We start from the raw sequence: 16,333 nt of genomic DNA on the forward strand, positions 1-16,333 counted from the left end.
TGATCCACGCCGCTGCGGCCGGGAAGTCCTCCCGGCCGCAGTCATGATGACGACCACCTGATTTAACGATTGCGATTCCCATGCTGATACAGCAACTCGTCAACGGACTGACGCTCGGAGCGGTCTACACGCTGCTGGCGCTGTCGTTCTCACTCGTGATGGGCATTCTCGGCATTCTCAATCTCGCGATTGCCGAACTCTTCATGATCGGCGGCTATCTCGGCTTCACGCTGATCACCGCAGGCTTCCCGCTTCCGGTCGCCGTGCTCGGCGGCATGCTCGGCGCAGCCGTGATCGCCATCGCCATCGAGAAGATCGGCTACCAGCCGCTGCGCGACGCGCCGCTGGTGACGCCGATGCTGTCGACGCTGGGTTTCTCGATCATCCTGCAGAACGTCGCCACCAATATCTGGGGCTCCGATCCTGCCCAGCTCCCCGACGAATATTTCGGCAAGCAATACGCGTTCGGCCCGGTCAATATCGGCGAGATGCAGCTGATCGTTCTCGTCGCCACCGTCGTGCTGGTCGCACTGGTTGCCTATATCGTGCAGAAGACCCCGATGGGCCGCGCGCTGCGCGCCGTCGCCGAGAACCGCGAAGTCGCACGAATCCTGGGCGTCTCCGCTGACCGCCTGACCATGGCGGCCTTCATCCTGTCGGGCTCGCTCGCTGGCGTCGCCGGCGTGTTGATCGCGCTGCATTACGGCACCATCACGCCCTATCTCGGCGTCGAGATCGGCCTCAAGGCCATCGCCGTGATGGTGATCGGCGGCACCCGCCAGATCTGGGGCGCGCTGGTCGCAGGTCCCTTGATCGGCATCGCCGAAGTGCTGACCGTCGCTTACGGCGGCTCGCAGGTCCGCGACTTCGTCGTCTACGGCTTCATGATTTTGATTTTGTTGCTGCGTCCGCAGGGCCTGCTTGGCGGCGCGCGGTCAGATCAGGGGCAGCGCGTCTGATGTCGACCTATTATGCAAGCCTGCTCGCCGAGTCCGGCATTCTCCTGCTCGGCGCACTCAGCGTCTATATCATCCTCGCCACCGGCCAGCTATCGCTCGGCAACGGCGCCTTCATGGGAATCGGCGCGTACCTGTCGTCGTATCTCACCGTCGCGCTGAACGTACCGCTGACCCTGGCCCTGGTGATCTCGGCGATCGCCGCCGGCATCATCGGCGCCATCGTCGCCTTCCCCGCGCTACGCCTGAAAGGCATCTATCTCGCGATGGCCACCGTCGGCTTCGGCGAAATGGTGCGCAGCTTCTTCCTCAATTTCGACGCCATGGGCGGCTCCGGCGGCTATCGCGGCATGCAGCACATCTCGGTCGGTTATGTCTGGCTGTGGGCCGGCGGCATCCTGATCGCCGTGATGCTACTGGAGCGCTCGCGCGTCTGGCTGGAAATGCAGGCTGTCCATGACGACGAGACCGCAGCGGGCCTGATCGGCCTCAACACGACGGTGACCAAGATCGGCGCCTTCGGCGTTGGCGCGGCGGTGGCTGCCATCTCCGGCGGATTGTTCGCGCATCACAACGTCTATATCGAGCCGGCGAATTTCGGCTTCGATCGCTCGATCGAATTCGTGCTGGCCGTGATCCTCGGCGGCTCCACCGTCGGACCGGGCTCGCTGGTCGGCTCATTGCTGCTGGTGTTCCTGCCTGAATTCCTGCGCCCGATCGCCGACTGGCGCCTCGCCGCCTTCGGCACGCTGCTGATCGTCGTGCTGCTGGTACGACGCCAGGGCATTCTCGATCGTGCGCTGATCCGCACATTGACCTTCCGGAGGGCTGCGGCATGAGCAACGCGCTGCTTCAACTCACCGGCGTCACCAAGACGTTCGGCGGTATCCACGCGCTGTCCGGCATGGTCTGCGAAGTGCCGGAAGGCAAGATCGTCGGCGTGATCGGCCCGAACGGCGCCGGCAAGACGACCTTGTTCAACACCATCACCGGCGCCTATCGCGCCGATGCCGGCGAAGTCAAACTCAAGGGCGTCGACGTCACCCAGTGGCCGTCCTATCGCATCGTGCGCGAGGGCATCGCCCGCACCTTCCAGAACATCCGGCTGTTCGGCAGCATGACGGTCTGGGAACATCTGCTGGTGGCGCAGCCGCACAGCGAAAGCGCATGGCGGCGTCTGCTGCCGATCGCCTGGGCCAATCCGGCGGCGCAGGAACGCGCCGAGGAAGTGATGGCGTTCTTCGGTCTCACCGAACTGCGCGATCGCCCGGCCAAGTCGCTGCCCTACGGCATCCAGCGCAAGGTGGAGATGGCGCGCGCCGTCACCGCCAGGCCGAAGCTCTTGCTGCTGGATGAACCCGTCGCCGGCATGAACCATGACGAGGCCGAGGAAATCCGCGCGCTGATGATCCGCTTGCGCGACACCGGCCTGACAATCCTGCTGATCGAACACGACATGAATTTCGTGATGCGGCTCTGCGACTATCTCTATGTCCTCGATTTCGGCGTGCTGATCGCCGAAGGCAAGCCCGAGGAAGTGCGCGCCAATCCAGTCGTCCTCGACGCCTATCTCGGAAAGGACGACTGATGCTCACGATCCGGGGCTTGCAGGTCCGCTACGGCGCCATCACCGCGGTGCGCGGCGTCGATCTCGACATCAAGCAGGGCGAAATCGTCGCGCTGCTCGGCGCCAATGGCGCCGGCAAGAGCACGATTGCGCGGTCCATTGCAGGACTGCTGCCATTCCAGGGCGACATCACCTATCAGGGCGAGAAGCTCGTGCCGAATGCCGCCGAGAAGAATCTCCGCCGTGGCATCGCGCTGGTGCCGGAAGGCCGCGGCATTCTCGCGCGCATGACGGTCCATGAAAATCTGCTGATGGGTATCTACACGCGCCCGGACAAGGCCGAGGCGATGGCCGATGTCGGCCGGATGCTCGAGCGCTTCCCGATCCTCGGCAAGCGCCGCGACGGTCTCGCTAGTCTGTTGTCGGGCGGCGAACAGCAGATGCTGGCGATCGGGCGTGCACTGCTGTCGAAGCCAAAGCTGCTGCTGCTCGACGAGCCCTCGCTCGGCCTCGCGCCGCTGATGACCGATACGCTGTTCAAGATGATTGCGCAGTTTCGTGACGAAGGCCTCACGGTGCTGCTGGTGGAGCAGAAGGCGCGGCAGACGCTGAAGATCGTGGACAGAGCCTATCTGCTGGAAACTGGCCGCGTGGTGACCTCAGGCACGGCGCAGGCGCTGATCAATGATCCGACGGTGTCGGATGCGTTTTTGGGTGGGCCGCATTGAGCTGATCCCCACACTCGTCATTCCGGGGCGCGTGCGGCGACAGCCGCGCCCGAACCCGGAATCTTGAGATAGCTGAAACGCTGGAGAGCCAAGCCACTCCGGGATTCCGGGTTCGCGAACTTCGTTCGCGCCCCGGAATGACGAGTGTGGGGCGCTACGCCCCGTACCGCGCCAGCACCGGCCAGGTCTCGACGCCATTGTTATGCCCGACCACCTGATACGCCGCGTGCAAATTCACCGTGGGATCGCAATGCGTGGTCAGCAGCAACACGCGACTGCCGAGTTTCGGCGCTTCCGCGCCTGATGGCATCCTGATCATGCCATGTTCGTCGCCGCCGAAGCGATAGGTCGACCCTTCCGGCACACCTAACATCAGCGACGGCACCGGGCCGTTGAAGGCCATCGCCTTGACGCCGGCATCAACGGTGAATTCGCCGGCACGATTCACCGACGTGACCGTCGCGAGAATGAACAGACTTGGATCGTAAGGCAGCGCGCCACCCTCGTGCTCCAACTTGCCGTAGTCAGAATCCATGAACAGGTAGGAACCGACCTGCAACTCGGTGAAAGTGCCCGTTGCATCATAGGCACAAGCTCCAGTGCCACTGCCGGTGACGATCTCCGCCTTGATGCCGGCTTCGGTCAGCACATGCAGATGCTCGTCGAGCATCGCGCGCACGCGCGCAGCACCTGCCCTGCGCTCCTGCGAGTCGATCACGTGCTGCACATGCCCCGCAAAACCCTGGATGCCGCCGAATGTCATGCCCGGCGTGGCTTCGATCAGTTGCGCGAGCGCGACTGTCGATGCTGTGTCAACGACACCGGTGCGGCGCTGGCCGACATCGATATCGATCAGCACCTGCAGCGGACGACTGCCCGCATCGAGCAATTCGTGCAGCACGTGAATCTGATCGGCGTGATCGACGACGATGCTGATGTCGGATTGATCGGCGATAGCCGCAAGGCGCGCGAGCTTCGGCCGGTCGGCGACAGGTGTGGTGAGCAGCAGACCTGTGATACCGGCCTGCGCAAAGGCTTCGATCTCGGCAACCGTCGCGCAGGAAATGCCGACAGCACCTGCTTCGATCTGCAACTGCGCGATGCGCGTCGACTTGTGCGTTTTGGCATGCGGGCGAAGCGCAACGCCATGCGCTTTGGCAAACTCCGCCATGGCCGTGATGTTGCGCTGAAGCGCTGACGCATCCAGCACCAGCGTAGGCGTCTGGATATCCGCAAAAGCCGGCAGATTGGGATCGAGCATGTTTGGCATCACAGCAACTTCGCGCCGAAGTTCTTCGCCGGATCCATTTCGGCAGCGAGCCTGCCCGATGGCGTGGCGGCCCTGCCGCCCTCGCGCAGCATCAGGCGTCCCTCGCCCGGCTTGCTGGTGAAGGTGTCGCCATCGACCAGCACGCGGCCGCGCAACAACACCTTCTCGGGCCAGCCGGTGACGGTGCGGCCGGAGAACGGCGAGAAGCCGGTGAGATCGTGCATCATTTCGTCCGATAGTGTGACCTTGCGCGCGGGATCCCAGATCGCGATATCGGCATCGTTGCCGATGGCAATCGAGCCCTTCTTCGGCAGGTTGTAGATCTGCGCCGGCGCGGTCGATGTGAGCTCGACGAATTTCGACAGGCCGAGGCGCCCTTTCGACACCATCGCGTCGAACAGCAGCGGCAGGCGCACTTCGAGGCCCGGCAGACCGTTGGCGACCTGCTTGAATGTCGGGTTCGGCCCCGCGCGCAGCTTGCCGGTCTCGTCATAGCGATAGGGCGCGTGATCCGACGAGATCAGTTGCAGATCGCCGAGAGCCAGCGCGTGCCACAGCGCCTCCTGATCGTCTGACGTGCGCGCCGGCGGGCTGCACATCCATTTCGCGCCCTCGGCGCCGGGCTTGTCCATATCCTCGGCGGTGAGGAACAGATATTGCGGGCAGGTCTCGGCGAAAATCTTGACGCCGCGGCCGCGCGCTTCGCGGATCACCGCGGCGCCCTCGCGCGTCGAGACGTGGAAGATCATCACCGGCTGGTCGAGCAATTCGCTGAACGCGATCAGCCGCGTAAAGGCCTCGGATTCCGACACGCGCGCATGGCTGACGGCGTGATATTTCGGCGCGGTGTAGCCCTTGTCGATCAGGCGCTTCACCATCCAGGCGATGACGCCATGATTTTCGGCGTGAACGCAGACCAGCGCCTTCGCCGCGCGTGCAGCGGCGAGAATATCCAGCAGCTTCTCGTCATCGACCTTGAGGCGGTCATAGGTCATGAAAATCTTGATTGAGGAATGGCCCTGCTTCACCAGCGCCGGAATATCCTCAGCAATGACCTTGTCGGTGACATCGGAGACGATGATGTGGAAAGCGTAGTCGATCATCGCACCCTTCTTCGCGAGCGCCGTATAGTCGCTGACGACCTCTTGCACATCCATGCCGACATGCTGGGCGGCAAAGGAGATCACGCTGGTGGTGCCGCCAAAGGCCGCGGACCGCGTCGCGCTCTCGAAAGTGTCGGCATTCATGATGCCGGCGGCGGAGAGCTGCTCGATATGGGCATGGGCATCGACGCCGCCCGGCAGCACCAGCTTGCCTGTTGCATCGATTTCCGTCTTGCCGGCTGCAAGCCCGCTGCCCAGTGCCACGATGGTCTCGCCGGTAATACCGACATCGGCGGCAAACACATCGCTCGATGTGGCGACGGTGCCACCGCGGATTACGAGGTCATAGACGGGATCGGACAAGGGCAGAACTCCAGGGATGAGATCGGATATGCGAACATTTTACAGGCTTTGACGGTCAGCACTTTCCGGTAATACTGCTGTCATGACAAGGAGCCGAATATGCAGCGCCGCAAGAAGATTCTGGTAGTCAATCCGAACAGCAATCCGCAGGTGACGCGCAACCTCGCGGAGGCGTTGCAACCGGTGATGTTCGAGGGCGGCCCCGAGATCGAATGCGTCACGCTGGCGGAAGGACCATTGGGCGTGCAGACGCAGGCCGATCTCGAAAGCGTCACGATACCGCTGAGCCGGCTGGTGGCCGCGGACAATTCGGCCGATGCCTTCGTCATCGCCTGCTATTCCGATCCCGGCCTGCATGTGTGCCGCGAGGCGACGCAGCGTCCGGTGTTCGGCATCGCCGAATCCGGCGTGCTGACCGCACTGTCGCGCGGCGACCGCTTCGGCGTCATCGCGGTGGCGCAGGGCTCGATCGGCCGGCACATGCGCTATCTCCGTCAGATGTGCCTGATGGATCGCTTCGCCGGTGAACGACCGCTCAACATGAGTGTGGCGGAAGCGGCTTCCGGCGACGACACGCTGGCGCGCATGATCAAGGTCGGCCGCCAGTTGAAGGACGAGGACGGCGCCAACGCCGTGGTGATGGGCTGCGCGGGCATGTCGCGTCATCGCAGCGCGCTCGAGGATGCGCTGGGCATTCCGGTGATCGATCCGACGCAGGCCGCGGTGAGCATGGCCATCGGCACGGTGATGTTTCAGTAGTGGATTTCACTCCGGCGGGAATGCGCTCCCTCTCCCCGCACTGCGCGGGGAGAGGGGTGGGGTGAGGGGCGAGGCACGAACTCAGCCTTAAGCAAGTGAACTGCTCGACGATCGACACGAGAATCCGACACTAACGCGATTGCGGTGAACCGCCCCTCACCCGCCGCGAAGACGCGGCGACCTCTCCCCGCCTAGCGAAGCTTCGCTTCGCCCGGGAGCGGGGAGAGGTTAGGTCTGCGTTTCACTTCAGCAAAGAGCGATTCACTCACTCCGGCGGCAACACCACACCCGTCTGGCTGGTGATCCGGCCATAGTGCTCGATGCGGCGGTGACGCTTGAAGTCGAAGATCGTGTCCTTGCCGAATTTCGTGTCGTCGAGATCGACGGTGCAGACCAGCAACTCATCGCCTTCAGTCTTGGCTTCGGCGAGAATGACGCCGTTGGGATCGACGATCAGTGAGCCGCCGATCAGGGGATGACCGTCTTCATCGCCGGCCTTGGCGACGGCGACCACGAAGGTCGAGTTCTGATAGGCGCCGGCCTGCACCGACAGGCGGTTGTGGAACAGACGCTGCTCCGGACCCTCGACCGACTTCTGCGAATTCACCGACGGCGTGTTGTAGCCGAGCACGATCATCTCGACGCCCTGCAAGCCCATCACGCGATAGGATTCCGGCCAGCGGCGATCGTTGCACACCATCATGCCGAAGATGCCGCCCAGCGCGCGGAACACGGGAAAGCCAAGGTCGCCCGGTTCGAAATAACGCTTTTCCAGATGCTGGAACGCACGCTCGGTGTCGAATTCGACATGTCCGGGCAGATGCACCTTCCGATATTTGCCGACGATCTTGCCGGTCTTGTCGGTGAGGATCTGGGTGTTGAAGTGATGGCCGTCGGGCGTCAGTTCGGCGTAGCCGATTGACAGCGCGATACCGGCCTTGGCGGCGGCGTCGAACAGCGGCTGGGTCGCGGCGTTCGGCATCTCCGACTCGAACCAGGTGTCGACCTCCTTCTGGTCGGTCATGTACCAGCGCGGGAAAAATGTCGTCAGCGCCAACTCCGGATAGACGACGAGATCGGCGCCCTTCCCTTTGGCGTCGTCCAGCAGCGCCAGCATGCGCTTGACCACAGCCTCGCGGCTTTCGGCTTTCTGAATCGGGCCCAGTTGGGCAGCGGCGACGGTAAGCTTACGCATAAAATTATCCGGGTTCGGGTTGCGTGCGGTTTGTACCAGAACCGAAAGCAATGATCGAGCCAACACGAGGCCCTTCCGGCCCGGCTGGGACCGGGCGGCCCAGACAGGCCTGATCCGGGCCTTCGCCCCCCTGACTCATTTGGTCCGGAACACAACACGATTGATCCGGTTGTGCTGACACCTGATGCTCTCGTCCAAACATTGGAAAAATCATGAAACGCCGCACCACTATTGCCGCGAGCCTGTTGCTCGTGTCCTCCGCCCTCGCCCCAGCCGTTTACGCGCAGTCCGTCGGCGAAAAGACGGGAGTCAATTCCGTTCTCGGTGTCAGCCCGAGCACCCCTGATTTCGTCAAGCAGGTCGCGATCAGCGACATGTTCGAGATCCAGTCCAACACGCTGGCGGAAAGCAAGGGAAATGCCGCCGAGAAATCCTTTGCAGCCATGATGGTGAAAGATCACACCAAGACCAGCACCGAGCTGAAGGCGATGGTCAGCAGCGGCAAGGTTAAGGCCGAACTTCCGGCAGCGCTCGACAGCGCGCATCAAAGCAAGCTCGACAAGTTGAAGGAACAAAGCGGAGCTGACTTCAGCAAGAACTTCAATTCGGACCAGGTCGACGCCCACAAGGACGCGGTTGACCTGTTCGAGCGCTACGCCAAAAGCGGCGACAATGCCGAATTGAAGGACTGGGCCGAAAAGACGCTGCCGGCGCTGAAGCATCACTTCGAAATGGCGCAGAACCTCGGCAAGTAGCGCCTGCCCAACGCCGAACTCCCTGAGGCCCGCGAACGCAATCGCGGGCCCTTCTCCCGGTAACTTCTGCGAGACATCCCATGGCCAAATCATCGATGCCCAAAAGCGGCACCACCAATGCAACGATTCACGATCAGACGCTCATTCGCGGTGAAGGCGGCGAACTCCATCAGATCGCCGGACCAGATGACGCGTTGCTGACGACGGCCCAGGGCGGCCCGGTTTTCGACGATCAAAACTCGCTCAAGGCCGGATCGCGCGGACCGACATTGCTCGAGGATTTTCACTTTCGTGAAAAGATCTTCCATTTCGATCACGAACGGATTCCCGAACGCGTCGTCCATGCACGCGGTTATGCCGCGCATGGCTTCTTCGAAAATTACGGTTCATTGGCCAAGCATACCCGCGCAGATCTGTTTCAGCGCGCAGGCGAGCGAACCCCCGCCTTCGTTCGATTCTCGACGGTCGCGGGCAGCAAGGGCTCGTTCGACCTCGCACGCGACGTGCGCGGCTTTGCCGTCAAAATCTATACCCAAGAGGGTAACTGGGACCTGGTCGGCAACAACATCCCGGTGTTCTTTATCCAGGATGCCATCAAGTTTCCCGATCTGGTCCATGCCGTGAAGGAAGAGCCCGACAGCGCCTTCCCTCAGGCGCAGTCGGCGCATGACAACTTCTGGGATTTCATTTCGCTGACGCCCGAGAGCATGCACATGGTCATGTGGCAGATGTCGGACCGAACGATTCCCCGCTCTTTCCGCTTCATGGAGGGGTTCGGCGTCCATACGTTCCGCTTCGTAAACGCCAAGGACGAATCGACCTTCGTCAAATTCCACTGGAAGCCGAAGCTCGGTCTGCAATCGGTGCTGTGGAACGAGGCCGTCAAGATCAACGGCGCCGATCCGGATTTTCATCGCCGCGACTTGTGGAGCGCTATCCAGTCCGGCGACTATCCCGAATGGGAGCTGCGGGTGCAGCTGTTCAACAACGAGTTTGCTGACAAATTCGATTTCGACGTGCTCGACCCCACCAAGATCATCCCCGAAGAACTCGTGCCCCCGATCGCTATCGGCCGTCTGGTGCTGGACCGCATGCCGGACAATTTCTTTGCCGAGACCGAGCAGGTTGCGTTCATGACGCAGAATGTTCCGCCCGGCATCGACTTCACCAATGACCCGCTGCTGCAAGGCCGCAACTTCTCCTATCTGGATACACAGCTGAAGCGGCTCGGCAGTCCGAACTTCACCCATATCCCGATCAATGCTCCGAAATGTCCGTTCGGACATTTCCAGCAGGACGGGCACATGGCCATGCGCAACCCGGTCGGTCGCGTCAACTACCAGCCAAATTCGTTCGGCGTAAGCCCGCGCGAGTCAACCGCCAAAGGCTTCAAGACATTTGCTGACATAGAGCAAGGCGCGAAGCGTCGGCTGCGCGCGGAGAGCTTTGCGGATCACTACAGCCAGGCACGGCAGTTTTTCATCAGCCAGACCAGGGGCGAGCAACACCATATTGCCGCAGCGCTGACTTTCGAATTGAGCAAAGTGAAGACACCGGTGATCCGCGAGCGCATGATCGCGCATCTCCTGAACATCGATGAAGGACTGGCCAACAAGGTCGGCACCATGCTGGGTCTTCCGACGATGCCGAAGCCTGCTGACGCGGCAATGCCCACGCGGCAGGATCTGGCGGAATCGCCAGCGCTCAGCATTGTCGCAAATGGCCCGCAGCGTTTCGAGGGCCGCAAGCTCGGCATCCTCGTCACCGACGGGGTCGATGCCAAGCTGCTTGCCGCCCTGCAAGGCGCGGTGACGGAGGCCGGCGCAACATACGAGATCATTGCGCCAAAGGTGAACGGGGTTGAAGCCAGCGATGGCAGCCTGGTCGCCGCCGACCAGATGATCGATGGTGGCCCGTCCGTTCTCTATGACGCAGTCGCCTTGCTCCCGGCGGAAGCCGGAATCGACGACCTCTTGCAGGAATCAACCGCCCGCGACTTCGTCACCGACGCCTTTGCCCACTGCAAGTTTATCGGACATTCCGAGGCCGCCGAGCGGTTGTTCGCCAAGGTGGGAATCGCGGACGACCTCGATGAAGGCGTCGTTGCGCTGGGCAGCGCCGACGACGTGGCGGGCTTCATGGACAAGCTGGCCAAGCTGCGGCTCTGGAGCCGCGAACCGAGCGTCAAGATGCGCTGAAGCGTGCAGTTGCCCGCCCTGTGTGCGGGCCGGCATAACTTTTGAGCAAAGCTTTCAGATCGAAGCAATGGCGCGGCATTTTATGCTGCGCCATTGCTATGTCTTGCAAGAATTCTCTGAGCCGCCGCAGCATTAGGGAATGACTTGGCCGCCGGTTATGCCCTAGGTTGCGCGGGCTATGCGCTGGTTCCATCTGCGCAGGCACGACGCAGGAGACTTCGACACCATGACCCGCCTGGAAATGACCCGCCGCACGGCGCTGCTGACCTCCGCCGCCATTGCCGCCAATGTCGCGAACCCGCTGCGCGCCTTCGCGCAGGAAACGCCCCGCAAGGGCGGCGTGTTCAATGTCCATTACGGTGCAGAACAGCGTCAGCTCAACCCCAGCATTCAGGCCTCCACCGGCGTCTACATTATCGGCGGCAAGATCCAGGAAGCACTGGTCGATCTCGACGCCAATGGCCAGCCGGTCGGCGTGCTCGCGGAGAGCTGGGAATCCACACCGGACGGCAAGACCATCACCTTCAAGTTGCGCAAGGGCGTGACCTGGCACGACGGCAAGCCGTTCACCTCGGCCGACGTCGCATTCACCGCCATGAACATGTGGAAGAAGATCCTCAATTATGGATCGACCCTGCAGCTGTTCCTCACCGCGGTGGAAACGCCGGACGCGCAGACCGCGATCTTCAAATATGAGCGCCCGATGCCGCTCGGCCTGCTCCTACGCGCGCTGCCGGACCTCGGCTACATCTCCGCCAAGCACCTCTATGAGGGCAGCAGCGACATCCGCCAGAATCCGACCAACCTCGCCCCCGTCGGCACCGGCCCGTTCAAATTCGTCAAATACGAGCGGGGCCAATACATCATCGCCGAGCGCAACGAGAACTACTGGCGCCCCAATGCGCCCTATCTCGATCGCATCGTCTGGAAGGTCGTCACCGATCGCGCCGCCGCCGCCGCCCAGATGGAAGCCGGCGACATCCAGTACAGCCCGTTCACGGGTCTCACGATTTCCGACACGGCGCGACTGAGCAAGGACAAGCGTTTCATCGTCTCCACCAAGGGCAATGAAGGCAACGCGCGCACCAACACCATCGAGTTCAATTTCCGCCGCAAGGAGCTGGCCGATATCCGCGTTCGCCGCGCCATCGCGCATGCGATCAATGTGCCGTTCTTCATCGAGAATTTCCTCGGCGACTTCGCCAAGCTCGGCACCGGCCCGATCCCCTCGGTCTCCACCGACTTCTATCCGGGTCCGGACACGCCGCAATATGCCTATGACAAGAAGAAGGCGATCGCGCTGCTCGACGAGGCCGGCTTCAAGCCCGGCGCCGGCGGCACCCGCTTCTCGCTGCGTCTCCTGCCCGCGCCATGGGGCGAGGACATCTCGCTATGGGCGACCTTCATTCAGCAGTCGCTCGGCGAAGTCGGCATTCCCGTCGAGATCGTCCGCAACGATGGCGGCGGCTTCCTCAAGCAGGTCTATGACGATCACGCCTTCGACCTCTCAACCGGTTGGCACCAGTATCGCAACGATCCCGCCGTCTCGACCACGGTCTGGTACCGCTCCGGCCAGCCGAAGGGCGCGCCCTGGACCAACCAGTGGGACTGGAAGAACGACGCCATCGACAAGGTGATCGACGACGCGGCCACCGAGATCGATCCGGTCAAGCGCAAGGCGCTCTATGCGACCTTCGTCAAGGAAGCCAACACCGAACTGCCGGTGTGGATGCCGATCGAACAGATCTTCGTCACGGTGATTACCGCGAAGGCGCGTAACCATTCCAACACGCCGCGCTGGGGATCGTCGAGCTGGCACGATCTTTGGCTTTCCGCCTGAGCCAAACTTCGCCACAATAGCCAGATGCGCATCCTGAGCCTTGCGGGGCGGCGGCTCGCCGCCTCGATACCCACATTATTCCTGATCCTGATCGGCATGTTCCTGCTGCTGCAATTCGCACCGGGAGACACCGTCGATGCCATGATGGCACAGATGGGCGGCGGCGATGCCGCAACCGCCCGCGAGCTCCGCAAATTCTACGGGCTCGATCTCTCGATCCCCATGCAGCTCGGCAACTATCTGTGGCGGCTGATCCGCCTCGATCTCGGCTTCTCCTCGATCTATGGCAAGCCGGTGGCGACCGTGATCCTCGAACGGCTGCCGCCGACGATCCTGCTGATGACCGCGTCGCTGTCCTTTGCATTTTTCTTCGGCCTGTTGCTGGGCGTCGTCGCCGCACGCGGCGTCAACAAATGGCCGGACACGCTGATCTCCACCCTCGGCCTCGTCTTCTACGCCACGCCGTCGTTCTGGTTCGGCCTGATGGCCATCGTGGTGTTCTCGATCTATCTGCAGTGGCTGCCGGCCGGCGGCTTCGAGGATATCGGCGCCGTACAGACCGGATTTGGCCGCACCGTCGACATCGCGCTGCATCTGATCCTGCCGACCTTGACGCTGGGGCTGATCTTCCTCGCCATCTATCTGCGCATCATGCGCGCCTCGATGCTGGAAGTGCTCAATCTCGATTTCGTCCGCACCGCGCGCGCCAAGGGCCTCGACGAGACCCGCGTGGTGATCAAGCATGTGCTGCGCAACGCGCTGCTGCCGATGGTGACGCTGATCGGCCTGCAGGCCGGCACGATGCTCGGCGGTTCGGTCGTGGTGGAGAGCGTGTTCTCCTTGCCCGGCCTCGGACGGCTGGCTTACGAGTCCGTCGTGCAGCGCGATCTCAACACGCTGCTCGGCATCGTCTTCGTCTCGGCGCTGCTGGTGATATTAGTCAATTTCCTCGTCGACCTTCTCTATGCGCGGCTCGATCCGCGCATCCAGGCGGAGGCATGAGATGATGGACGCGGTCAAACGCTATTTCCGCAGCCCGGCCGCCGTCGTCGGCCTGCTGCTCTTGCTGGTGGTCATCGTGATGGCCATCACCGCGAGCTGGATCTATCCGCGCGATCCGCTGGCGCTGGCCGGCCGGCCGCTGATCTGGCCGTTCTCCAATCCACGCTTCCTATTGGGCACCGACAATTCCGGCCGCGATATCGCCGCGCAGATTTTCTACGGCGCGCGCATCTCGCTGCTGATCGGAGGCGTGGCGACTGTCATCGCCGTCGTTATCGGCGTGCTGATCGGCGCCTTTGCCGGTTATTATGGCGGCTGGGTCGATACGGTCTTGATGCGCATCACCGAGGCGTTCCAGACCCTGCCGAACTTCGTGCTGCTGCTGGTGCTCGTCGCCGTGTTCGGCTCGACCATCACCACCGTCACCATCGCCGTGGGCATCGTGTCATGGCCGGCACCGGCGCGATTGACGCGCGCAGAATTCATGTCGCTGCGCAGCCGCGAATTCGTGCAGGCCGGGCGCACGCTGGGCATGAAAGACATCCAGCTGATCCTCGGCGAGATCCTGCCTAATGCGCTGCCGCCCGTGATCGTCTATGCCAGCGTGGTGATGGCGTTGTCGATCCTGCTGGAAAGCGCACTCGCCTTCCTGCGTCTGTCTGATCCCAACGTGGCGTCATGGGGCAACCTCATTGGTCTCGGCCGCGACGTGCTGCGCGTGCAGTGGTATGTCTCCGCAATCCCCGGCATCGCCATCCTGCTCACGGTGCTTGCGGTGTCACTGGTCGGCCAGGGCCTCAACGATGCGCTCAATCCAAGACTGAAAAGCCGATGAGCGCCGTGGACAATCCGATCCTCACCATCGATGGCCTGAGCGTGAAGCTGCCGAAAGGCGCCGATCGCTCACACGCGCTTGGCGGCGTCTCCATGGCGATTTCCGCCAATGAGATCGTCTGCGTGGTCGGCGAGTCCGGCTCCGGCAAGTCTGTCATGGCCAATGCCATCATGCGACTGCTCCCTGGCGAAGTCACCATCGATGGCGGCCGCGTGCTGTTCGAGGGCAAGGATCTCGCCAGCGCCAGCAATGCCGAGATGCGAAAGGTGCGCGGCGCCGGCATCGCGATGATCTTCCAGGAGCCGATGACCGCGCTCAATCCGCTGCGCACCATCGGCGACCAGATCGGCGAGATGTTCGAGATCCATACCGAACTCTCCAAATCCGAGATCAAGGCGCGCGTGCTGGCACTGCTGCAGGATGTGCACATTCCCGATCCCGCCCAGGCCGCGCGTGCCTATCCGCACGAGCTCTCCGGCGGACAGCGCCAACGCGCCATGATCGCCATGGCACTGGCGCTCGATCCGCGTCTCCTGATCGCGGACGAGCCGACCACCGCGCTCGACGTCACCACGCAGGCGCAAATCCTCAAACTGATCAAGGAATTGCAGAGCCGCCGCAACACCGCGGTGCTGTTCATCACCCACGATTTCGGCGTGGTCGCCGAAATCGCCGACCGCGTGGTGGTAATGCAGCATGGCAACGTGGTTGAACAAGGTGCCGTGAAGGATGTGCTGACCAATCCGCAGCATCCCTATACGCAGCAGCTGATCGCCGCGGTGCCGCCATTGACGGCGCCGCCGCCGCGCGCACTGTCCGACGACATCATCCTGACGCTCGACAACGTGTCGAAGACCTATCGCAATGGCGGCTTCCTCGGCCGCGGCGTGCGTGTGACCCATGCCGTGAAGTCCGTCTCGCTGAAACTGCCGCGTGGTGCGACGCTGGGCATTGTCGGCGAGTCAGGTTCGGGCAAATCGACGCTGGCGCGCTGCATCATCAGGCTGATCGATCCCGATGGGGGATCGATCGTGCTGGAAGGCAAGGACTGGGCGAAGCTCACGCGCGACGAGGTACGCCGCGAGACCAAGCACATCCAAATGGTGTTTCAGGACCCGTTCGCTTCGCTGAACCCGCGCCGCAAAGCCGGCGACCTCGTGGCGCAAGGCCCGATCGTGCACGGTACGCCGCGTGCGCAGGCAGTGGCACAGGCGAAGGAGCTGTTCCGACTGGTCGGCCTCGATCCTTCCGCGATCGATCGCTTCCCGCACGAATTCTCCGGCGGCCAACGCCAGCGCATCGGCCTCGCACGTGCGCTCGCGCTGAAGCCCGACGTGCTGGTGGCCGACGAGGCTGTCTCGGCGCTCGACGTCTCGGTGCAGGCGCAGGTGCTGAAGATGTTGCATGAATTGCGCGAGCGGCTTGGGCTCTCGATCGTGTTCATCACGCATGATTTGCGCGTTGCCGCGCAGATCTGCGATCTCGTCGCTGTGATGAAGGACGGCGAAGTCGTCGAGCACGGACTGGCCGGCGAGGTGTTCGGCAATCCGCAGCACGCTTATACCAAGGCGCTGCTGGCTTCGATCCCCGGCGGCGATTTCGCGCGCAGCCGAAAGCCGGTGACGGTGTAGCTTCATCCCTCATGGTGAGGGGCGCGCACTTGCGCGTCTCGAACCATGAGATGGCTAGGTTCCGAGCTCGCGTCCATCCTTCGAGACGCCGCTGCGCGGCTCCTCAGGATGAGGGCTGAGTGTGTGGCGTA

The 16,333-nt window shown here is 62.7% G+C and carries 14 protein-coding genes; 11 read left to right on the top strand and 3 right to left on the bottom strand.

Annotation, left to right across the window (positions count from 1 at the left end):
* The first annotated feature begins 80 nt into the window (after nucleotides 1–80).
* Genes LPB73_RS18305 through LPB73_RS18320 form a run of 4 tightly spaced genes read left to right on the top strand, consistent with a single transcriptional unit; the run spans nucleotide 81 to nucleotide 3,251 of the window.
* Nucleotides 81–959, top strand: a complete 879-nt coding sequence (locus tag LPB73_RS18305; protein ID WP_231077772.1) for a branched-chain amino acid ABC transporter permease — start codon at nucleotides 81–83, stop codon at nucleotides 957–959.
* Nucleotides 959–1,795, top strand: a complete 837-nt coding sequence (locus LPB73_RS18310; RefSeq protein ID WP_231077773.1) for a branched-chain amino acid ABC transporter permease — start codon at nucleotides 959–961, stop codon at nucleotides 1,793–1,795. The genes LPB73_RS18305 and LPB73_RS18310 overlap by 1 nt, the downstream gene beginning before the upstream one ends.
* The gene (locus LPB73_RS18315; protein WP_231077774.1) at nucleotides 1,792–2,544 is read left to right on the top strand and encodes an ABC transporter ATP-binding protein; all 753 of its coding nucleotides are present in this window, start codon (nucleotides 1,792–1,794) and stop codon (nucleotides 2,542–2,544) included. Before LPB73_RS18310 ends, LPB73_RS18315 begins: the two co-directional genes overlap by 4 nt.
* On the top strand, nucleotides 2,544–3,251 hold the full coding sequence (locus LPB73_RS18320) for an ABC transporter ATP-binding protein (RefSeq protein ID WP_231077775.1): 708 nt from the start codon (nucleotides 2,544–2,546) through the stop codon (nucleotides 3,249–3,251). The genes LPB73_RS18315 and LPB73_RS18320 overlap by 1 nt, the downstream gene beginning before the upstream one ends.
* Nucleotides 3,252–3,405: 154 nt before the next feature.
* On the opposite strand, the gene LPB73_RS18325 is transcribed toward LPB73_RS18320, so the two are convergent.
* Both LPB73_RS18325 and hydA read right to left on the bottom strand, forming a co-directional pair.
* Nucleotides 3,406–4,521 carry a DSD1 family PLP-dependent enzyme gene (locus LPB73_RS18325; RefSeq protein ID WP_231077776.1) on the bottom strand — a complete coding sequence of 372 codons (1,116 nt, stop codon included), beginning with the start codon at nucleotides 4,519–4,521 and terminating at the stop codon, nucleotides 3,406–3,408.
* Nucleotides 4,521–5,987, bottom strand: coding sequence for a dihydropyrimidinase (gene hydA / locus LPB73_RS18330; protein WP_231077777.1), 1,467 nt, complete (start codon nucleotides 5,985–5,987; stop codon nucleotides 4,521–4,523). Before hydA ends, LPB73_RS18325 begins: the two co-directional genes overlap by 1 nt.
* Before the next feature lie 99 nt (nucleotides 5,988–6,086).
* Here hydA and LPB73_RS18335 point away from each other — a divergent pair, with 99 nt between their 5' ends.
* Nucleotides 6,087–6,746, top strand: a complete 660-nt coding sequence (locus LPB73_RS18335) for an aspartate/glutamate racemase family protein (RefSeq protein WP_231077778.1) — start codon at nucleotides 6,087–6,089, stop codon at nucleotides 6,744–6,746.
* Between the two features lie 265 nt (nucleotides 6,747–7,011).
* Here the strand turns inward: LPB73_RS18335 and LPB73_RS18340 are convergent, their stop codons facing one another.
* Nucleotides 7,012–7,941, bottom strand: a complete 930-nt coding sequence (locus tag LPB73_RS18340; RefSeq protein WP_231077779.1) for an N-carbamoyl-D-amino-acid hydrolase — start codon at nucleotides 7,939–7,941, stop codon at nucleotides 7,012–7,014.
* 212 nt (nucleotides 7,942–8,153) lie between these two features.
* Between LPB73_RS18340 and LPB73_RS18345 the strand changes: the two genes are divergently transcribed.
* The 6 genes from LPB73_RS18345 to LPB73_RS18370 all read left to right on the top strand — a co-directional run bounded on the left by LPB73_RS18345 (nucleotide 8,154) and on the right by LPB73_RS18370 (nucleotide 16,202).
* Nucleotides 8,154–8,696 carry a DUF4142 domain-containing protein gene (locus LPB73_RS18345; RefSeq protein WP_231077780.1) on the top strand — a complete coding sequence of 181 codons (543 nt, stop codon included), beginning with the start codon at nucleotides 8,154–8,156 and terminating at the stop codon, nucleotides 8,694–8,696.
* A gap of 80 nt (nucleotides 8,697–8,776) precedes the next feature.
* Nucleotides 8,777–10,894 (top strand): catalase, encoded by a 2,118-nt coding sequence (locus LPB73_RS18350; RefSeq protein ID WP_231077781.1) that lies wholly within the window; start codon nucleotides 8,777–8,779, stop codon nucleotides 10,892–10,894.
* A 226-nt stretch (nucleotides 10,895–11,120) separates the two neighbouring features.
* Complete coding sequence (locus LPB73_RS18355) at nucleotides 11,121–12,734, top strand: ABC transporter substrate-binding protein (RefSeq protein ID WP_093759924.1); 1,614 nt, start codon at nucleotides 11,121–11,123, stop codon at nucleotides 12,732–12,734.
* Between the two features lie 24 nt (nucleotides 12,735–12,758).
* Nucleotides 12,759–13,736, top strand: coding sequence for an ABC transporter permease (locus LPB73_RS18360; RefSeq protein ID WP_231077782.1), 978 nt, complete (start codon nucleotides 12,759–12,761; stop codon nucleotides 13,734–13,736).
* A gap of 4 nt (nucleotides 13,737–13,740) precedes the next feature.
* Nucleotides 13,741–14,571: an ABC transporter permease gene (locus LPB73_RS18365; protein ID WP_068738869.1), complete on the top strand. Its 831-nt coding sequence runs from the start codon at nucleotides 13,741–13,743 to the stop codon at nucleotides 14,569–14,571.
* Nucleotides 14,568–16,202 (top strand): ABC transporter ATP-binding protein, encoded by a 1,635-nt coding sequence (locus LPB73_RS18370; RefSeq protein ID WP_231077783.1) that lies wholly within the window; start codon nucleotides 14,568–14,570, stop codon nucleotides 16,200–16,202. Before LPB73_RS18365 ends, LPB73_RS18370 begins: the two co-directional genes overlap by 4 nt.
* Nucleotides 16,203–16,333: the final 131 nt, after the last annotated feature.

The organism is Tardiphaga sp. 37S4, assembly GCF_021044645.1.
Lineage (GTDB): Bacteria > Pseudomonadota > Alphaproteobacteria > Rhizobiales > Xanthobacteraceae > Tardiphaga > Tardiphaga robiniae.